Source organism: Pseudonocardia sp. OZ21 (assembly GCF_059359135.1).
This window is the reverse complement of record NZ_JCADBN010000004.1, coordinates 297,940-315,360: the sequence shown is the minus strand read 5'-3', so window position 1 is coordinate 315,360 and position 17,421 is coordinate 297,940. Positions and strand designations below refer to the sequence as shown.

At 72.2% G+C, this 17,421-nt stretch carries 18 protein-coding genes; 9 read left to right on the top strand and 9 right to left on the bottom strand.

The annotated features are described in order from the left end of the window. Window positions 1-6: 6 nt before the first annotated feature. Both rocD and ddaH read right to left on the bottom strand, forming a co-directional pair. Window positions 7-1,242, bottom strand: coding sequence for an ornithine--oxo-acid transaminase (rocD, locus tag AC5L35_RS11395; RefSeq protein ID WP_495059549.1), 1,236 nt, complete (start codon window positions 1,240-1,242; stop codon window positions 7-9). Then, complete coding sequence (ddaH, locus tag AC5L35_RS11390) at window positions 1,239-2,093, bottom strand: dimethylargininase (protein WP_495059548.1); 855 nt, start codon at window positions 2,091-2,093, stop codon at window positions 1,239-1,241. Before ddaH ends, rocD begins: the two co-directional genes overlap by 4 nt. Window positions 2,094-2,293: 200 nt before the next feature. On the opposite strand from ddaH, the gene AC5L35_RS11385 reads away from it, so the two are divergent. Further along, window positions 2,294-3,514, top strand: a complete 1,221-nt coding sequence (locus AC5L35_RS11385; protein ID WP_495059547.1) for an arginine deiminase — start codon at window positions 2,294-2,296, stop codon at window positions 3,512-3,514. Window positions 3,515-3,775: 261 nt separating this feature from the next. Here AC5L35_RS11385 and AC5L35_RS11380 read toward each other — a convergent pair whose 3' ends face one another. Beyond that, window positions 3,776-5,053 carry an HNH endonuclease signature motif containing protein gene (locus AC5L35_RS11380; RefSeq protein ID WP_495059546.1) on the bottom strand — a complete coding sequence of 426 codons (1,278 nt, stop codon included), beginning with the start codon at window positions 5,051-5,053 and terminating at the stop codon, window positions 3,776-3,778. Window positions 5,054-5,513: 460 nt separating this feature from the next. Beyond that, window positions 5,514-5,903, bottom strand: coding sequence for a VOC family protein (locus AC5L35_RS11375; RefSeq protein WP_495059545.1), 390 nt, complete (start codon window positions 5,901-5,903; stop codon window positions 5,514-5,516). A 90-nt stretch (window positions 5,904-5,993) separates the two neighbouring features. Between AC5L35_RS11375 and AC5L35_RS11370 the strand changes: the two genes are divergently transcribed. From AC5L35_RS11370 to AC5L35_RS11350, 5 genes are all read left to right on the top strand, one after another. Continuing rightward, window positions 5,994-6,437, top strand: coding sequence for a MarR family winged helix-turn-helix transcriptional regulator (locus tag AC5L35_RS11370; protein ID WP_495059544.1), 444 nt, complete (start codon window positions 5,994-5,996; stop codon window positions 6,435-6,437). A gap of 73 nt (window positions 6,438-6,510) precedes the next feature. Further along, entirely contained in the window at window positions 6,511-7,002 is a 492-nt protein-coding gene (locus AC5L35_RS11365; RefSeq protein WP_495059543.1) for a hypothetical protein, read from the top strand. An 85-nt stretch (window positions 7,003-7,087) separates the two neighbouring features. Continuing rightward, complete coding sequence (locus AC5L35_RS11360; protein WP_495059542.1) at window positions 7,088-7,501, top strand: anthrone oxygenase family protein; 414 nt, start codon at window positions 7,088-7,090, stop codon at window positions 7,499-7,501. A 165-nt stretch (window positions 7,502-7,666) separates the two neighbouring features. Then, window positions 7,667-8,974 carry a cytochrome P450 gene (locus tag AC5L35_RS11355; RefSeq protein ID WP_495059541.1) on the top strand — a complete coding sequence of 436 codons (1,308 nt, stop codon included), beginning with the start codon at window positions 7,667-7,669 and terminating at the stop codon, window positions 8,972-8,974. A 159-nt stretch (window positions 8,975-9,133) separates the two neighbouring features. After that, window positions 9,134-9,844: a TetR/AcrR family transcriptional regulator gene (locus AC5L35_RS11350; protein WP_495059540.1), complete on the top strand. Its 711-nt coding sequence runs from the start codon at window positions 9,134-9,136 to the stop codon at window positions 9,842-9,844. A 181-nt stretch (window positions 9,845-10,025) separates the two neighbouring features. On the opposite strand, the gene AC5L35_RS11345 is transcribed toward AC5L35_RS11350, so the two are convergent. Then, a complete protein-coding gene (locus AC5L35_RS11345) occupies window positions 10,026-11,141 on the bottom strand; it encodes an ice-binding family protein (protein WP_495059539.1) in 1,116 nt (371 codons plus the stop codon). 629 nt (window positions 11,142-11,770) lie between these two features. Here AC5L35_RS11345 and AC5L35_RS11340 point away from each other — a divergent pair. Beyond that, window positions 11,771-12,565: a putative protein N(5)-glutamine methyltransferase gene (locus AC5L35_RS11340; protein ID WP_495059538.1), complete on the top strand. Its 795-nt coding sequence runs from the start codon at window positions 11,771-11,773 to the stop codon at window positions 12,563-12,565. A gap of 28 nt (window positions 12,566-12,593) precedes the next feature. Here AC5L35_RS11340 and AC5L35_RS11335 read toward each other — a convergent pair whose 3' ends face one another. Next, entirely contained in the window at window positions 12,594-13,802 is a 1,209-nt protein-coding gene (locus AC5L35_RS11335) for an amidase (protein ID WP_495059537.1), read from the bottom strand. Between the two features lie 148 nt (window positions 13,803-13,950). Here AC5L35_RS11335 and AC5L35_RS11330 point away from each other — a divergent pair, with 148 nt between their 5' ends. Continuing rightward, window positions 13,951-14,535 (top strand): TetR/AcrR family transcriptional regulator, encoded by a 585-nt coding sequence (locus AC5L35_RS11330; protein WP_495059536.1) that lies wholly within the window; start codon window positions 13,951-13,953, stop codon window positions 14,533-14,535. Next, the gene (locus tag AC5L35_RS11325) at window positions 14,532-15,803 is read left to right on the top strand and encodes an FAD-dependent oxidoreductase (RefSeq protein ID WP_495059535.1); all 1,272 of its coding nucleotides are present in this window, start codon (window positions 14,532-14,534) and stop codon (window positions 15,801-15,803) included. The genes AC5L35_RS11330 and AC5L35_RS11325 overlap by 4 nt, the downstream gene beginning before the upstream one ends. 18 nt (window positions 15,804-15,821) lie before the next feature. Here AC5L35_RS11325 and AC5L35_RS11320 read toward each other — a convergent pair whose 3' ends face one another. The 3 genes from AC5L35_RS11320 to AC5L35_RS11310 are packed head-to-tail and all read right to left on the bottom strand — an operon-like array spanning window position 15,822 to window position 17,417. Next, window positions 15,822-16,217, bottom strand: coding sequence for a hypothetical protein (locus tag AC5L35_RS11320; protein WP_495059534.1), 396 nt, complete (start codon window positions 16,215-16,217; stop codon window positions 15,822-15,824). Window positions 16,218-16,229: 12 nt separating this feature from the next. After that, window positions 16,230-16,706: an OsmC family protein gene (locus tag AC5L35_RS11315; protein WP_495059533.1), complete on the bottom strand. Its 477-nt coding sequence runs from the start codon at window positions 16,704-16,706 to the stop codon at window positions 16,230-16,232. Window positions 16,707-16,724: 18 nt separating this feature from the next. Beyond that, complete coding sequence (locus AC5L35_RS11310) at window positions 16,725-17,417, bottom strand: alpha/beta fold hydrolase (protein ID WP_495059532.1); 693 nt, start codon at window positions 17,415-17,417, stop codon at window positions 16,725-16,727. Between the last annotated feature and the right edge of the window lie 4 nt (window positions 17,418-17,421).

The window sequence follows — 17,421 nt, the reverse complement described above, 5'->3', positions numbered from 1 at the left end:
AGCCGTTCACCGCAGCTCGGCGAGCACACCGGCCAGCGCGTCCACGGCGGACGCCAGCTCGTCGTCGGTGACCACGAGCGGGGGCGAGAGCCGGATCGTCGAGCCGTGGGTGTCCTTGACCAGGACGCCGCGCCGCACCAGCCGCTCCGCCACGTCCCGGCCGCTCCCGAGCCGGGGGTCGACGTCGATCCCGGCCCACAGCCCGCTGCGGCGCACGGCGACCACCCCGTGGCCCACGAGCGCTGCCAGCCGCTCCGCCGCGACCTCGCCCAGCCGGTCCGCCGCGGCGAGCACCCCCCGCGGGCCGGTGTCGCCGAGAAGCTCGATCACGGCCCTCCCGACGGCGCAGGCCAGCGGGTTGCCGCCGAAGGTGCTCCCGTGCTGGCCAGGGCGCAACACCCCGAGCACCGCGGCGTCGGCGACCACGGCCGACAGCGGCACGATCCCGCCCCCGAGCGCCTTGCCGAGCAGGTACACGTCGGCGTCGACGCCGGCGCCCCGGGTGGCGAGCACGTGCCCGGTGCGGCCGAGGCCGGACTGCACCTCGTCGGCGACGAACAGCACGCCCGCCCCGTCGCAGATCTCGCGGACGGCAGCCAGGTACCCCGCGGGCGGGACGACCACGCCCGCCTCCCCCTGCACGGGCTCGATCAGCACCGCGACCGTCTCGGGGGTGATCGCCGCGCGCAACGCGTGGCGGTCGCCGTAGGGGACCACGTCGAAGCCCGGGGTGAACGGCCCGAACCCGCCGCGCGCGTCCGGGTCGGTGGAGAAGCTGACGATGCTGATCGTGCGGCCGTGGAAGCCGCCGGCCGCGACGACGATGCGCGCCCGGTCCTCGGGCACGCCCTTCACCTCGTAGCCCCACTTGCGCGCGACCTTGAGCCCGCTCTCCACCGCCTCCGCGCCCGTGTTCATCGGCAGGACCTGCTGCTTGCCCACGAGCGCGGCGAGCTCCGCGCAGAACGGCCCGAGCTGGTCGTTACCGAAGGCCCGGCTGGTGAGGGTCACGCGGTCGAGCTGGCGGTGGGCCGCCGCGACGAGCGCGGGGTGACCGTGCCCGAAGTTCAGCGCGGAGTAGCCGGCCAGGCAGTCGAGGTAGCGGCGGCCCTCGACGTCGGTGACCCAGGCCCCGGCCGCCTGGGCGACCACCACCGGCAGCGGGTGGTAGTTGTGCGCCGAGTACTCGTCCACGAGGCGCTCGTGGTGTGCGGTCGCCGTGCCGGTCTCGATGGTCGTCATGCGCGTACCTCCAGCGTGCAGCACTTGGGTCCACCGCCTCCCTTGAGCAGCTCGGACATCTCCACCGGGACGGGCGTGAAGCCGCGCTCGGCGACGGCGGCGGCGAGCCGGGTGGCCGGGGCGGGCAGGACGACGTGGCGCCCGTCGCTGACGGCGTTGAGGCCGAGCACCGCGGCGTCGGCCGGGTCGGCGACGAGCGCGTCGGGGAACCGCTCACGCAGCACCGCCTGCGACGCGGGTGTGAACGCCTCGGGCAGCCAGGCGATGGTCGCCTCGTCGAGCACGGCGATCGCCGTGTCGAGGTGGTAGTAGCGCGGGTCCACCAGCTCCAGCGACACCACCGGCCTGCCGAGCGCGGCGGCCGCCTCCGCATGGGCGCGCGGATCGGTGCGGAAGCCCGTGCCTGCCAGCACCACGCCGCCCGCGCCGGGATCGACCACGAGCAGGTCGCCCTCCCCCTCGTTCACGAACTCCGGCTCGACGACGCGCGCGAACCCGGCCGCGTGGAACCAGTCCCGGTGCGCGACGGCCTCGGCGGCGCGTACGCCGTGCCGGAACCGGGCGCCGAGCACGACCCCGCCGACCACGGTGGCCCCGTTGGCCGCGTAGACCATGTCGGGCAGTCCCCGCACCGGTTCCAGCAGGTCGACCCGGTGGCCGAGGCCGAGGTAGGTGCGCCGCAGGGCGTCCCACTGGGCCAGCGCCAGCCCCCGGTCGACGGGGACGCCGGGGTGCATCCACGGGTTGATCGCGTACTCGACGGCGAAGTGCACCGGCGGGCACATGAGGTAGTGGCGCCGGGAGGCGGTGCGTTCGGGGGTACCGATCGGCCGGGGCAGGACGCTGGTCACGGGCTCGCTCCACGAAGTGGCAGGGTGGCCGCGGCGACGGGACCGGGACGTTCACCAGGTTAGGAACGGCCGCGGTGACGGACAATCGCGATGCGTTGCCCGTCGGCGGCGGATTCCTGCGCGCGAACCGATCGTGGCGTTGATTCGTTGCGCGCGGCTCGTCGTGACGGCGGCGGCAGCCCGCGGTGCAGGATGGCGGCATGTACCGCGTGGATTCCGAGGTCGGGCGCCTGCACCAGGTGATCCTGCACCGCCCCGGCCTGGAGCTGAAGCGACTGACCCCCGGCAACAAGGACCGCCTGCTGTTCGACGACGTGCTGTGGGTGGCCAGGGCGCAGGAGGAGCACGACCGGTTCGCGGCCCTGCTGCAGGAGCGCGACATCACGGTGCACCTGTTCGGCGAGCTGCTGCGCACCACGGTGGAGATCCCGGAGGCGCGCAAGTACATCCTCGACCGGATCTTCGACGACCGGGTGTACGGGCCGCTCGCGATCGACGCGCTGCGCAACTGCTTCGACGCGATGGACGTCGACGCCCTCACGGAGCACCTGATCGGCGGCATCACCAAGCGCGAGGTGCTGGACCGGATCGAGGAGCCCCGTTCGATCGCCTTCCACGTGCTCGATCCCGACGACTTCGTGCTCGAGCCGCTGCCCAACCACCTCTACACCCGCGACACGTCGGCCTGGATCCACGGCGGCGTGTCGATCAACAGCATGCGCAAGAAGGCCCGGATGCGCGAGACCGTGCACTACGAGGCCGTGTACCGGTGGCATCCGCTGTTCACCCGCTCCGACTACACGATCTGGTCCGACGGCTCCGTGAACGGGCCTGCCACCACCGAGGGCGGGGACATGCACGTGCTCGGCGGTGGGGCCCTGCTGATCGGGATCTCGGAGCGGACCACCGCGGCAGGCGTCGAGCGGCTGGCCAAGCGCCTGTTCGCCGGCGGCGAGGTCGACCGGATCGTCGCGCTGCGGATGCCGAAGCAGCGGGCGTTCATGCACCTCGACACCGTGATGACGATGGTCGACCCGGAGACGTTCGTGGAGTACTCGGGGCTGGGCAAGCTGCCCGCGTACACGGTGCGGCCCGGCGACTCGGAGAAGGAGCTCGACCTCACCGACCATCCGGCCGAGGACATGCACGAGGCGATCGCCGCCGCACTCGGGCTGGCGTCGGTCCGGGTGCTGACCCCCGAGCAGGACGTGCACGCCGCCGCCCGCGAGCAGTGGGACGACGGCTGCAACGCGCTCGCCGTGGCCCCCGGGGTGGTGGTCACCTACGAGCGCAACGTCACGACCAACCGGTTCCTGCGCCGCCACGGCATCGAGGTGCTCGACATCCCCGGCGGCGAGCTGGGCCGGGGGCGCGGCGGGCCGCGCTGCATGAGCTGCCCGATCGTGCGCGACGGCGTGTGACCCGGCCGCGTCAACGGCGGCGGACGAGGGGCGCCGCCGCCCGACGGGTCCGCCCCGCCAGGCTCTAGGTGTAGTGCCCATGAGCGTTGTTGACGGCGTGTCGGCCTGAAGAGGGGGAGACCTTCGGGCGGGGTGTGAGTTGTCGACGCTCACGAGCCACCGGCTACAAGTGGCTGTCGCCGGCCAGGACTGCAGCGCGGGCACATGTGTCCCCCCAGCGATCACAGGGGTTCTGCCGACCGCGCCCGTCTGTTCGACCCCTTACGCGGCGAGGTGCAGAAGCGGTTTCCGGCGGGGTCTTCGCTGCGGATCGATCCAGGCCGGTGGGATCAACTCGGGGAGCCCGTCACGGATACGGACTTCCCACTCGGAATGATGCTGGAGCCGGTGACACGCCCGGCAGAGCATCACGCAGTTGTGCAGGGCCGTGTCGCCACCGTCCTGCCAGGCCGTGATGTGGTGGACCTCGCACCACGACGGTGGCCGCCCGCAGCCGGCGCAGCCGCGGTCGCGGGCGGCGATCGCGCGGCGCAGCCCGTCGGGAATGGTGCGGGTGACCCGCCCGACGTCGAGGGGCTGGCCCGTCCCGTTGAGCACGACCGGGACGACCGCGGCATCACAGGCCAGCATCCGCAGCGACTCCGGCGACAGGGTGCCGCCGAAGTCCAGGCAGGCGGCGCGGGCCCGGTTCTCCAGGTCCTCCAGCCGGATCAGCACACTCAGGTGCGGGCGGCGCCCGCCACACTCGGGCACCTCACCGTGGTCGAGCACATAGCCACACACATCCGCCAGTGCTTCGGCCTGCCGCTGCGCGGCGCTGCGCTGCTCGTCGCCGCTGACCGGCCGGGCGTGGGCGTCGATCACGGTGGCGATGGCGTCGAACATGGCCCCGTCGTCGAACCGGCCCTTGAGGCTGCCGCCCGCTTTGCCGCGGTGGCGGACCAGGTGAAGTTCGTTGACCGGGGCGGGTGGGCGGTCGTCGGGCTCGGGCCCGTCCTCGTCGAGGGCCTCGATCAGCGCGACACCCCAGGTCTGCAGCTCCGAGGGGGTGTAGACGGCGGCTTTCTCGGCGAGTTGGGCTTCAGCCCCGGCCCACACTTCGGGCGTGAGCCGCTGCGCGGCCGGGCTCGCAAGCACCCGCGCGATCACCGCAACGTGCCGCAGCCCGGTGTGCCCGGCGGCGAACACCCCGGCCGTCGCAGCGAGTCTCGGGGGCAGTGCGGTGCCGTCGAGGCTCACCCGCGGGCACACCTGCTCGGCGGCAACCACCCGGTGACGGGCCTCGAACCGCTCCCAGCCGAGCAGATCGCCCAGCGCGGCCGGAGTGGACTTGTAGCCCCGCTCCGCGAACGTCCCGCGCCGCTCCAGCGCGGACACGGTGGCGACGGTAAGCCGGTCCAACCGCCTACTCGTGCCCTCGCACAGGGTGAGCACGGACAGCAGGTCGTCGTCGGTGGCGCCGGACTCGGCAGCGGCGGACAGCGTGTCGATCGCCTCGACCAGGAGGCGGTGCGCGATGGTGAGCGGGCTGTCCGACACACCTTCATCATACTCGAACACTTGTTCGGATCACTGTTCGTTGCCGCAGGTCAACGGCCGTTCGGCGCTCGTGGCGGTGGCCTGCCGGACCCGCCTCGCTCCACGCCGTCCGACCCGCCACGGACTTGCCCGGCCGGCCTGGCTCGACCGCCCCACCGGCACGGTGTCCGCCGCTGCGGACACGCCCGCCCGGGCGAGCTGGTGCACGTGGACGCGAAGAAGCTCGGCAGGCTCCGCGACGGCAGGCGCCGGCGGGTGCACGGCCGCACCAGCGACCAGTCCAGCCAGACCCGCACCGGCCACTGGCCGGGTTCAACTCCCTCCACGCCGCCATCGACGGTCACGCCCGCCTGGCCTACGCCGCGAGATCCACCCCGACGAGAAAGCCCACCACGGCCACACCCCGCTCGGCGGCCCACCCACTCATCAGCCGGGTCAACAAGCCGGCTGGGCATTAGAGCTAGTCCGCGTGGCCGACGATGTTGACCACGATGCCGTGGGGGTCCCGGACGAAGAAGCGCCGCACGCCCCAGGGCTCGTGGGTGAGGGGGTGGACGATCTCGTAGCCGCGGCGTTGGGCGTCGGCGTAGGCGGCGTCGACATCGGCTACGGCGACGCTGAGCGACGACGGCTCCGGCGCGGTGCGGTCGCCGGAGACGAGGCTCACCTGCACGGTGGGGTTCGTCGGTGACCGGAAGCTGGCGACCCAGCCCATGTCGAACTCCTTCCGCAGCCCGAGGAACTCCTCGTAGAACTCGTGGCCGGTGGTGGCGTCGTCGACGTTGAGGTTCGACACGATGCGGCGGTGGATCATCGACGCGCTCCCAGGGTCGGTGGTCGGGAAGCCCATCCTGCGCAGTCTCCGCACCGGGTCAAGCGTTGACGGCGGCGTCTTGTGGCGCAGTTGTCGGCCACCGAGGCGCTACGGGAAACTGGATGCGTGACTCGCGAGGACGTCCCGGCACCGCCGACGACCAGCACGTCCATCGTGCTGCTCACGTTGGCGCACCGGATCGAGTCGGAGTTGGCCACCGCGCTGGCGCCGTTGGGCCTGACGGTGAGCAGGTTGAGCTTGCTCGGGCACATCTCGGGCGTGCCCGGCGCCTCGTTCAGTGATCTGGCCCGGATGTCCGGGGTCGCCGTCCAGAGCGTCCACGCGGCGGTGAAGTCACTGGTCGGTGCGGGGTTGGTCCGCGACACCACCGCGCGCGCCGGGTCGGCGTCGAACATCGAGTTGACCCCGGAAGGCGTCCGGCTGCTGCGCAAGGCCATGGAGGGGGTGGCCGGCGTCGATGCGCTGCTCTTCGGGCCGGACGCCGACCCGATCCAGCAACGGGTCGCCGCCGCGCTCGACGGCGTCTTCGGTGAGCGCCCCAGACCCTGACGATCAGCTTCAGTCGACCTGAAGGTCCTGCTAGGCTTCAGCCTCTCTGAAGGTTGAGGGACGGGGTCTGGCTGTGGAAGCTCTGTTGTTGTCGGTGCATGTGCTCGCCGGCATCGTCTTCGTCGGAGGGTCGGCCGTCGCGGCGAGCCTGTTCTCCCGCTACGCGCCGGTCACCGCCGAGGTGGTGGTGGGGCCGGACGCGGCGGGCGTCGACGCCGCGTCGCCGTCCGACAGGGAGGGCGGGCGCAGCCGGGCCGTCGCCGTCGCGCTGCACCGCATCACCCGGGGCTACGGGATCTTCGGTATCGCCGTGCCGGTCGTGGGAATCGCGCTCGCCGTCGCCCAGGGGCGGATGGGGGAGATCTGGATCAACATCGCCATGGTCCTCACCCTCGCTGCCGGCCTGCTGCTCGCCCTCCTGATCGTCCCGGGGCAGCGGGATGCGCTCGCCGAGCCCGACGACGGCTCTCGCCTGCGCAGGCTGAGCATGTTCGCGGGCATCTACAACGTGTTGTGGGCGGTCGTCGTGGTGCTGATGATCGTCCGGCCGGGCGCGTACGTCTGACTCGGCACTGGGCCACGGCGGCGCTGCTGACCATCGCCAGGCTTGCCAGGCGCATGTGGTCTTCGGGGTGTTGTACGAGTCGGTGGTGCGATTCCCGACCGGCTCTCCATGGACCGGGTCCTCGCCGCCGGAGTGGACGAGCCGGGCCCCCGCCCCCGCTCCGTCCCGGCAACCCGGCGCTCTACTTCCTCCCGAGCGCGCCGCTGACCCTCGCGGCCTCGCTCGGTGTACTGGTAGCCGGCAGGAGAGCCCCGGCCGGCCGCCGCTGGTCGGCCACTTCGGCCGCCGCGACCTCGCGTTCGTGGTGGAGACGGCCACCGTCCTGCATCCCGTCAACGAGCGGCTCTTCCACGCGGTCGAGCCGCCCACCGACGACGAGCGTGCTGAGCTTCTGCGGCGGTGGTACCGGCTGAACGCGATCCGGCTCGTGTTCGTCGGGATCGCGTGGGCGAGCAGCCAGCGGGCGAAGTCCCGGCTCCGCGGCACATCGCCCGCCTGACTTCGGATCGAGCGTGCACTGGTTCAGACGCGATCATGAACCGTTGCGCGTTCGGCTGCAGCGATGTGACACGACGTGCATTGATGCGCGCCGTGCACGTTTGTAGAGTGGCCGCGCCCTCCCACCACGGGCAGCCACGCGACTGCGTGCCTGGAAAGGACGTTGATGAGCGCGACCAGCGAGCAGACCCCGAACGAGTCCCCGGCGGGGGCTGCGACCGCGATGACCCGGGTCCTGCCCGCGGACATGACCGAACGCGGGAAGTGCCCGTTCGATCCGGCGCCCGGACTGGAGCGGCGCCGTGGTGACGGGGCGGTGCAGCCGTTGCCGCTGCTCAACGGCGCCCACGCCATCCTGGTGACCGGCTTCGAGGAGGCCCGGGCGGTGCTGGCCGATCCGCGGTTCAGCTCCGACCGGGTACGCCACCGCGACGCCTCCCAGCTCCAGCCGCACGAGGTCGCCGAGATGGCCACCGCAGCCGAGCGGGGCGACGCACCGGCCCGGCCCGCGGTGGACAGCCGTACCGACGGGATGTTCGTGTTCATGGACCCGCCCGAGCACACGCGGCTGCGGCGCCTGCTCACCGGCCAGTTCACCGTGCGGCGGATGAAGGCTCTGGAGTCGCGGCTCACCGAGATCGCCGTCGAGCACATCGAGGCCATGAAGGCGGCGGGCACCGAGGCCGATCTGGTGGCCGCCTACGCACTGCCGATCCCGTCGCTGATGATCTGCGAGCTGCTCGGCGTCGACTACGCCGACCGCGAGGAGTTCCAGGAGAACACGGCCATCTCGCTGAACATCAACTCCAGCGGCGAGGAGCGGGCGCGTTCCGGTGCGGCGCTCTACGGGTTCATACAGCGCCTGGTGAACGAGAAGCGGCAGAACCCGACCGACGACCTGCTCTCCGGACTCGTCCACGACTCCGAGCCACCACTGACCGACGCCCAACTGGTCGACATGGCGCTGGTGCTGCTCGGGGCCGGCCACGAGACCACCGCGAACATGCTCGGCCTGGGCACGCTGGCACTACTGGAGAACCCCGACCAGCTCGCCGCGCTGCGCGCCGACCCCGACTTGATCGACAACGCGGTCGAGGAGCTGCTGCGTTACCTGAGCATCGTCCAGCTCGGGCTCACCCGGGTGGCGACCGAGGACGTCACCGTCGGCGGGGTCGACATCCCCGCCGGGACGACCGCGGTGATCGCGATGCCCGAATCCAACCGCGACCCCCGGCAGTTCCGCGATCCCGACCTGCTCGACGTGCACCGGCACCGCACCCCGCACCTGGCCTTCGGCCACGGCGTCCACCAGTGCCTGGGCCAGCAGTTGGCCCGCATCGAGATGCGCATCGGGTTCAGCGAGATGCTCACCCGCCTGCCGAACCTGCGCCTGGCCGTTCCCGCCGAGGAGGTCCCGCTGCGCAACGACATGCAGATCTTCGGCGTCCACGCGCTGCCGGTGACCTGGGCCTGAGCGGCATGAGGTCGATGCCGGGCCGGGCGGTGGATCCGGTCCGGCGTCGTCCAGCCTCTCGGCGGCGGTGATACTCGGACAGCACCTCAGGGCGAGCCCAGGTCCCGGACGGCCCCGGACGGAGGTGTCTGAGCTGGGCACGACCACGAGGGGGACAGGATGGCTGTTTCCGTGCCGCCGGGTACGCAGTCCCGCGCCGGCGACACCGCGGCGGTACCGGGGCGTCGGGAACGGAAGAAGCTGGCCACCCGGGCTGCCGTGCGCGAGGCGGCGCTCCGGCTGTCCGTTCGGCACGGCGTCGAGAACGTCACCGTCGAACAGATCGCGGCGGAAGCCGACATCGCCCTGCGAACCTTCTTCAACCACTTCCCCAGCAAGGAAGACGCGGTGGTGGCCGCATCGGCGGCCGGCGCCGACGCGGTCGTCGTGGCCTTCCGGGCCCGGCCACGAACGGAATCAGTGCTCCAGGCGATCCGCGAAGCGGTGCTCGTCGTCATGGACCAGAGCGACGCGGCCGGCCGTGATCACCTCGAGGCACTGCGGTTGATCCGCAAGGCGCCCTCACTGGTCCCGCACCAACTCGCCATCCTCGCCGTGGCCGAGAAGGCACTCGCCGAGGCGATCACCGAGCGCCTCGACCCCCTCGGACACTCGGCCCGGACGGCCGTTTCACCTGCCGCCGGGCCGTCAGGGGCGATCTACCCGGCTCTCTGCGCCGCAGCGGCGTTCGCGGCTCTGCGTCTCGTCGTCGACCGGTGGCTCGACCAGGCCACCGGCCCCGACGACACCCCGTCCCTCGACGCCTTGCGCGCGGAGATCGACCAGGCGATCACCGAGTTGGCCGCCGGCCTGGACCGACCCGGTACCTAGGGAACAGAGGAACCCACCCAGAACGTGCGCCACCCCCGTCGGAACCCGGAACCGGGATCCGACGGGGGTGGCGGGTAAGGCGGTGACGAATCAAGCTTCGTGACGTCCCGTGCGCTGCGTCATGGTGCGACGCGCGGTGGATGTGGCTGCTCCGCCAGGCGTGGCCGGAGCAGCCCCGTCACTAGTAGGACTCGTGGGAGTCCTTCTTGTCCTTGTCGTGGTCCTTGTACTCGGCGTTGTCGTAGGACTTGTGGGAGTCCTTGTCATGGCCCTTCTCGTCGCCGTACTTGTCCTTGTCCTTCTGGCCCTCGTCGCGGCCGCGGTCGTCGCCGCGGTCGTCGCCGCGGTCGCCGCGGTCGCCGCGGTCGCCGCGGTCACGGTCACCGTGGTCGTCGCCGCGGTCACCGGGGAAGCCGGGGAAGCCGGGGAATCCGGGGAAGCCGGGGAAGTTCGGGAAGTCGGGCCGGTCGTCGCCAATTCCCGGAATCGTGATTCCCGGAATGGTGATCGGGCCGATGACGATCGGCGGAATGACGATCGGCGGGATCGGGGGGGTCACCGTCGGGGTGGTGGTGGGCGGCGCGGTGGTGGTGGTCGTCGGCGGGACGACGTCGCAGTCGGGCCGGGTGATCGTGTTGGTGTCCAGGGTGACCGCGCCGTTGCGGGCCAGCAGCCGTCCCTCCACGTCGGCGCCGGTCTGGGCGGTGATCGAGGTCAGCGCCAGGATGGTTCCGACGAAGTCCGAGCCGGTGCCCAGGGTGGCCGAGCTACCCACCTGCCAGAACACGTTGCAGGGGTCCGCCCCGTTGATCAGGGAGACATCGCTGGCCGACGCGGTGATCAGCGTGGACGCCGCCTGGAAGATGAAGACCGCGTTGGGGTCACCCTGCGCGTCGAGGGTGAGCGTGCCGGTGATCTGCAAGGTACCGCCGCCGTACACGCCCGGAGCCAGCGTCAGACCGCCGAGTTCGGGGCCCACCGCGGTGACCGGGGAGCGCCCCGCGGCGTCGTTGTACGCGGTGGTCAGGTCGTTCTGGGCCTGTGCCGCAACGGCGTCGGCCTCGTGGAAGACGCCGTTCACCACGATTCCCGGCGGGAAGCCGACGATCGCCGATCCCGGGCTGACGCCCACGTCGCCGGAGATGACCGAGGGGCCGGTGTTGGTCACCGTCGAGCCCGCAAGCACGGCGAAGGATGTGGCCGTACCCAACCCGACCGGCGCCTGGGCCGACTGCGCCGATGCCGGCGACATCCCCGCGACACCCACCATGAGCACCATGACTGCGGCAGTTCCCACCGCCAGGACGGCTCCCAGCGAGGCGCGCAGCCTGTTTGGGTGAGCCGAATGTTTTGCCGATGTCACGAAGTTTCTCCCTACCGGTGAACGTCCCGAAGACCGGCACCCGATTGAATTCGGGCCCGTCGGAAACGGATCTGACTCCTCAGCGACATAACGAACGTCGCTCGGTGCGGCAACGGCGGGAGAAGACAGTTACACTTCTTTCACACCTGTGTTCAGGAATACCCATTCGGGTGGAGAAAATGTTGGATCTGCAAACACGGTGCGTGACGAGAAACCGGGTGGGAGCGGTCCTGGTTCGCCCGCTCGCGCCGCACCGCCACTCGTAGCGCCCAGCGTGGGCCATCACGTGAGCGATGACGGCACGGCAGACGGGTGGCAGGGTCCCCCCGAACGGCCGCTCGCCGCGCTCCCCTGGTGGATCAGGATCGTGGCTGGTGGCTAGGGTGAACGCCGCAGCGAGAACGTACGCAACTCGAGGGAGGTGGGACCGATCACTGCTGGTTCAGGCCGGGTGTTCTCCCTCCACGGCCGCGCGGTCGACCCGACGTAGGTCACCGGGGGAAGCGCCCACGGGAATCTCGAAAGGGCCCCCCATGTCGGCTTCACCGTCAGCTTCCTCCTCCATGTCTCTCCCCGAACCGGAGTCCGTCACCGTCGGCAGGCTGCGCGCCGCAGGCTGTGTCTATGCCGAGGACGAGGCGCGCCTGCTCCGCTCCGCGGCCCGGAACCCGGCCGACCTCGTCGAGATGGTGGACCGCCGGGTCGCCGGCGTGCCCCTCGAGCAGGTCCTCGGCTGGGCGGAGTTCTGCGGCCTGCGGATAGCCGTGGACCCCGGGGTCTTCGTGCCCCGCCGCCGCACCGAGTTCCTCGTGCAGCAGGCTGCCGCGCTCGGACGGCTCGCCGGGTCCGGCACCCGGGTCGTCGTCGACATCTGCTGCGGGTCCGGTGCGGTGGGCGCCGCGCTGGCCGCGACCCTGGAGCGGGTCGAGGTGCATGCCGTCGACATCGACCCCGTCGAGGTGCGGTGCGCCCGTCGCAACCTCGCCGACACCGGTGGTCACGTCTACGAGGGCGATCTCTTCGAGCCGCTGCCCACCGTGCTGCGAGGCCGGGTGGACATCCTGGTGGCCATCACGCCCTACGTGCCGACCGAGGCGATCAGGTTGATGCCACCGGAGGCCCGGCTCCACGAGCCGCGGGTGGCGCTCGACGGCGGCGCGGACGGGCTCGACATCCTCCGGCGGGTGTCCGCCGCGGCGCCGCTGTGGCTGGCCCCGGGTGGCCACCTGCTGACCGAGACGAGTGAACGCCAGGCGCCGCGGGCCATGGCCGCACTGGCGGAGGGCGGGCTGATCCCGCGGGTGGTCGGCTCCGAGGACCTGGGGGCCACCGTCGTGATCGGGACCCGACCCGGCTAGGAGCGCCGTCAGAGGCCGGCGGCCACTGTCACGCGGCGAGCCGTTCATAGTTCGGGGCGAAGCCCAGTAGCTCCTCCAGCGACAGGGCGAGGCGCAGCAGCCGCGCGTCGGTGCCGCGCCGGCCGACGAGTTGGACGCCGAGGGGCAGGCCGTGCTCGCCCAGCGTCGCGGGCAGGCAGACCGCCGGTGTGCCGGCCAGGCTCCACCTCGTGCAGAAGCGGGGGTCACCGTTGTCGCCGGCCGGTGGGGCGGCGCCGGCCGCCGGAACGGTGAGCACCGCGTCGACGGCGGAGAGCGTGCCGTCCAGCCCGGCGAGGAGTTCGGTGCGCCGGTCGAGCGCGTGGCCGTAGGTCTCGGCGCTGATCGTGGAGGCGTGCTCGAGGAGTTCGCGGACCTTCTCCCCGAGGAGGTCGGTGCGCTCGATCCGCAGCCGTCCGATGCCGGCCGCGCCCTCGAACTCCGAGATCGTCCGGTGCAGCGAGAGGCCTTCCTCGCCGCAGAGCGGGGTGGTCAGCTCGTCCACCTTCGCGCCGGCCTCCGCCAGCAGCCGTGCCGTGCGCTCCAGCGCCGCGCGCATCTCGCCGGTGGTCATCGACCAGTCCTGGGTGCGGACCACCGCGATCCGCAGGCCCGCGGGGTCGAGCGGCCCGGAGGCGACGTCGAATCCCAGACGACCAGCGGCCATCACGTCGGCGGCGGTGCCCGCCAGTGAGACCGTGCGGGCGAACGCCCCCACCGTGTCGAAGCTCGGCGCGAACAACCACAGTCCCTCGGTGGGGATGGAGCCGTACGTGGGCTTGACGCCGACCACCCCGCAGTAGGAGGCGGGCCGGACCACCGAGCCGTTGGTCTGCGTCCCGATCGCCAGTGGCACCTCGCCCGCGCCCACCGCGGCTGCTGATCCCGTGGAGGAGCCGCCCGCGCTGAAGGCGGGATGCCACGGGTTGCGGGTGGCACTCGCGCCGAAGTAGGCGAACTCGCTGGTCACGGTCTTGCCGACGACCACGGCGCGCCATCGTTGGAGCGCGGTGACCGCTGCGGCGGTGCGCTCCGCCTGCCGCGCGGGCACGGCCGCGGTGCCGAGCGAGGTCGGCAGGCCGGCGACGTCGAACAGGTCCTTGACGCCCAGCGCGAGTGCGTCGGGCCGATCGTCGGAGGCGCCCGGGGACGTGCCGACGCACGTGAACGCCCGCAGGCTCCGGTCCAGCTCGGACACGCGGTCGAGTCGGTCGGTCATCGTTCTCCGCCTCTCACTCTCCGGACAGCGCACGGAACCGCCGGCGCAGGATCACCCGCTCCATCCTCCCGACGGCGCTCTGCAGGGCAAGCAGAGGAAACCGACGACGATCCGGTTCGCTATTGACCGATGCCGTACTCTCAACCAAGTGGTTGGTGGAGAGCAGGCGGGCCGCCGCGACCAGCTGGTCGCCGCGGCGTTCCGGCGGGTTGCCGAGATGGGGTTCGAGGGGCTGCGGCTGCGACAGGTCGCCGAGGACGTCGGCATCGACCACTCGACACTGCACCACCACTTCGCCACCAAGCAGGACCTGGTCGGAGCGGTCGCCGAGTACACGACGAGGCATTTCTGGGCGGCGGCACCGCAGAGCACCGAGCCGGCCACCGCGCTGCGCGAGCACCTGGCGGCGCTCCGCCGGATGATCGAGGACCGGCCCGACCTCCTCGTCGTCACGGCCGAGCTCGACCTGAGGGGGCGCCGCGATCCGGCGGTGGCCGCCGAGATGGAGCACCACGAGGCCGGGTGGCGCGAGGTGCTGACGGGGGTGCTGGCCGCCGGCGCCGCGCAAGGGGTGTGGGCGAGGTCCGTCGAGCCGGTGGTCGCCACCGAGCTCGTGATCGCGACGGTCAAGGGTGTGCGGCTCACCCCCCGCGTCGCGGCACAGGCGTTCGAACAGCTCGAGGCCCTGCTGATCGGCGGGGCATCCGGGAACGCGGAGGGGGAGCGGCAGTGAGCGCACCAGGACGAGTGATCATCATCGGCGGCGGAATCGGCGGTCTGTGCCTCGCCCAAGGTCTGCTCCGAGCGGGCATCGACGTCACGGTCCACGAGCGTGACCAGGCCCTGGGCAGCCGGTGGGAGGGGTACCGGATCCACGTCAACCCGGTGGGGGCGCGAGCGCTGCACGCCTGCCTGCCCGATGCCCGTTGGCAGGAGTTCCTGGCCACCACCGGGCCGGGCGGCGACTTCGGCTTCCTGACCGAGCAGATGGACGAGCTCGTCGTCGTCGAGGAGTCGGTCATGTACCCCGACGGCGCGGACCCGGCGGAGAACCACTACGCCGCCGACCGGGCCACGCTGCGCCGGCTCCTGCTGACGGGTCTGGAGGACGTCGTGCAGTTCGGCGCCGAGTTCGTCGGCTACGAGCAGCGTCCGGACGGCACGGTCGAGGCGTCGTTCGCCGACGGGCGCACCGTGGTCGGGGACGTGCTGGTCGGAGCGGACGGGGCCTCGTCGCGCGTCCGCCGGCAGTACCTGCCCCACATCCGCACGGTCGATGCCGGCGCGGTCGGGGTGGCACACAAGATCTGGCTCACCGACGAGGTGCGCACCGCACTGCCGTCACGGCTCGGCACGGGCATGAACATCGTCAACGTGAACGCGCCCTGCTTCCTGTTCACCTCGGTCTTCGAGCCGCCGGACAGCTCCTCCGCGCCGTACCTGCTCTGTGCTCTCGTGACCCGTCCCGACCTGCTCCCGCCGGATGTCAGCGAGCTCGACAGCGATGCGCTGCGGGCCGTGGTCGACGTGCTCGTCGCAGGCTGGCATCCGCAGCTGCGCCGCGCGCTGGCCGAGTCGGACCGCGGCAGCCGCAGCGCCATCGCCTTCCGCGCAGCGGAGCCGGGGGAGCCGTGGCCGACCACACCGGTGACGGTCATGGGTGACGCGATCCACCTCATGCCGCCCATCGGAGGGCTCGGCGGCAACACCGCGCTGCGCGACGCGCACCTGCTCAGCCGGCTGCTGGCTTCGGTCGCCCGCGGTGAGCGCGACACCGTCTCGGCGATCGGCGAGTACGAGTCCGAGATGCGGGAGTACGGCACCGCGACCGTCCGCTACGTGCTGGCGCAGAAGGAGCAGGCCCTGTCCCGGGGCGTGCTGGCGACGGCGGGGGCCCGCGGTTGGTTCCGGCTGTGCGCCGCGGTGCCCGCGTTGCGCCGCCGCACCCTCGGGAGCGGCTTCGCGGGCCCGGCCGCGGCCCGTGCCTGGGAACGGGTGTGAGTGCGGCCGAGCCGGACGTCAGCGCCCGGCGGCGGATCCGGGTGTGCGGCTCGTGACGGCCGGGATGCGCCGCGCCAGCGCGGCGATGACCGCGACGCCTGCGCCCAGCGGCACCGCGAGGAAGAGGGCTCCGACCGGCCACAGGTTCGCGCCGACCACCTCGGCGGCCGCGCTGTAGACGCAGAACAGCACCAACGCCGGCACGGCGACACCCACCAGCGCCACCCGCACCCCGCGCAGGTATCCGGCGGCTCCCGACAGGACGGCCAGCCCGGCGCCTGCCGTCGCCCAGTGGGCCACCCGCACCGGTGACGCGAGGGTATTCGGGTCGCGGGTGGGCACCACGCTCCAGTCGGCGGGGAACACCACCCACCACAGTGCGGCCGTGGCCAGGGCCGAACAGCGCCGTGACACCCGCGGCCCGGATCATCCGGCGTCCACGAACTCGATCTCGGGCTCCACCCGCACGGGGGTGGCAAGGCTGTTGGCGATGAAGCACTCGCGGTGTGCCACCTCCACGAGGTGGCGCACGCGCTCCTCGCTCGGGCCTGCGACGAGCACGATCCGGGGCCGCAGCACGATCTCCGCGAGCCGGATCGGACGCTCCGCCTCCGGCATCGTGGCCGTCGCGTCGTCGCGGTAGTCGCGCACGTCGAGGCGCGCTCTCGCGGCGACGGCCAGGAACGACAGCAGCTGGCAGGACGCGGCGGCGAGCACCACGAGCTGCTCGGGGTTGAGCAGGGCCGGGTCGCCGCGGAACGCCGGATCGGAGGACAGCGCGAGCTCCGCCCCGGCGGGTGGGGCCGACCCGGTGTGTGCCCGTCCGTAGTGCTCGAAGCCCGCTGCGGTGGAGCCGGACCACGAGCAGAGGGCGCGGTACCGGTGGACGGGCGGCTCATCCATGATCAGAATCTAGCCTGCTCAGGCGAGCGCGCTGAGCAGTGCGGCGAGCTCGGCGGGCCGGTTCTCCGGGACCATGTGGTTGGTCGCGATCTCGTGGTAGCGCCAGGCCGGGCTCTCCCGCGCGTGCCGGGCCGGTATCTCGAAGGGACCGCCGGGGTCGGCGGTCGCCCGGATGTACGTGCGGCCCAAGTGCTGCTCCTCCAGCGGCACGGGGAGCCGGACCGGCTCGGTGAACGTCCCGACCGGCTGCGCCGTGCGGCGCAGGTTCGACCACGCCCCCGTCGCCGGGTCATCGAACTCCCGCGGGTCGGCCGGGACGAGCCACGGCGCTCCGATCTCCGCCACCGGGCCCGCGGGGGGCTGCCCGCTCAGCGAGGTGATGCTCTCGCCGTCGGCCGGTACGAACGCATCGAGGTAGACGAGTTCGCGTACGCGGTCGCCGATGTGCTCCAGCGCGCCCGTGACGACCATGCCCCCGTAGGAGTAGCCGAGGAGCACGACGTCGTCGAGGTCCTCGTAGCGCACCACGTTGACGACGTCGAGCACGTGCAGCGACAGATCGACGTGCGGGCCGGTCAGGTGTGAGCGTTCGCCGATGCCGGTGAGGGCCGGGGTGAACACCTCGTGGCCGTCGGCCTGGAGCAGCCGCCGTACGAGCCGGAACCCGTAGGAGCCGCCCCAGGCGCCGTGTACCAGGACGTAGCAGGCCACCTGG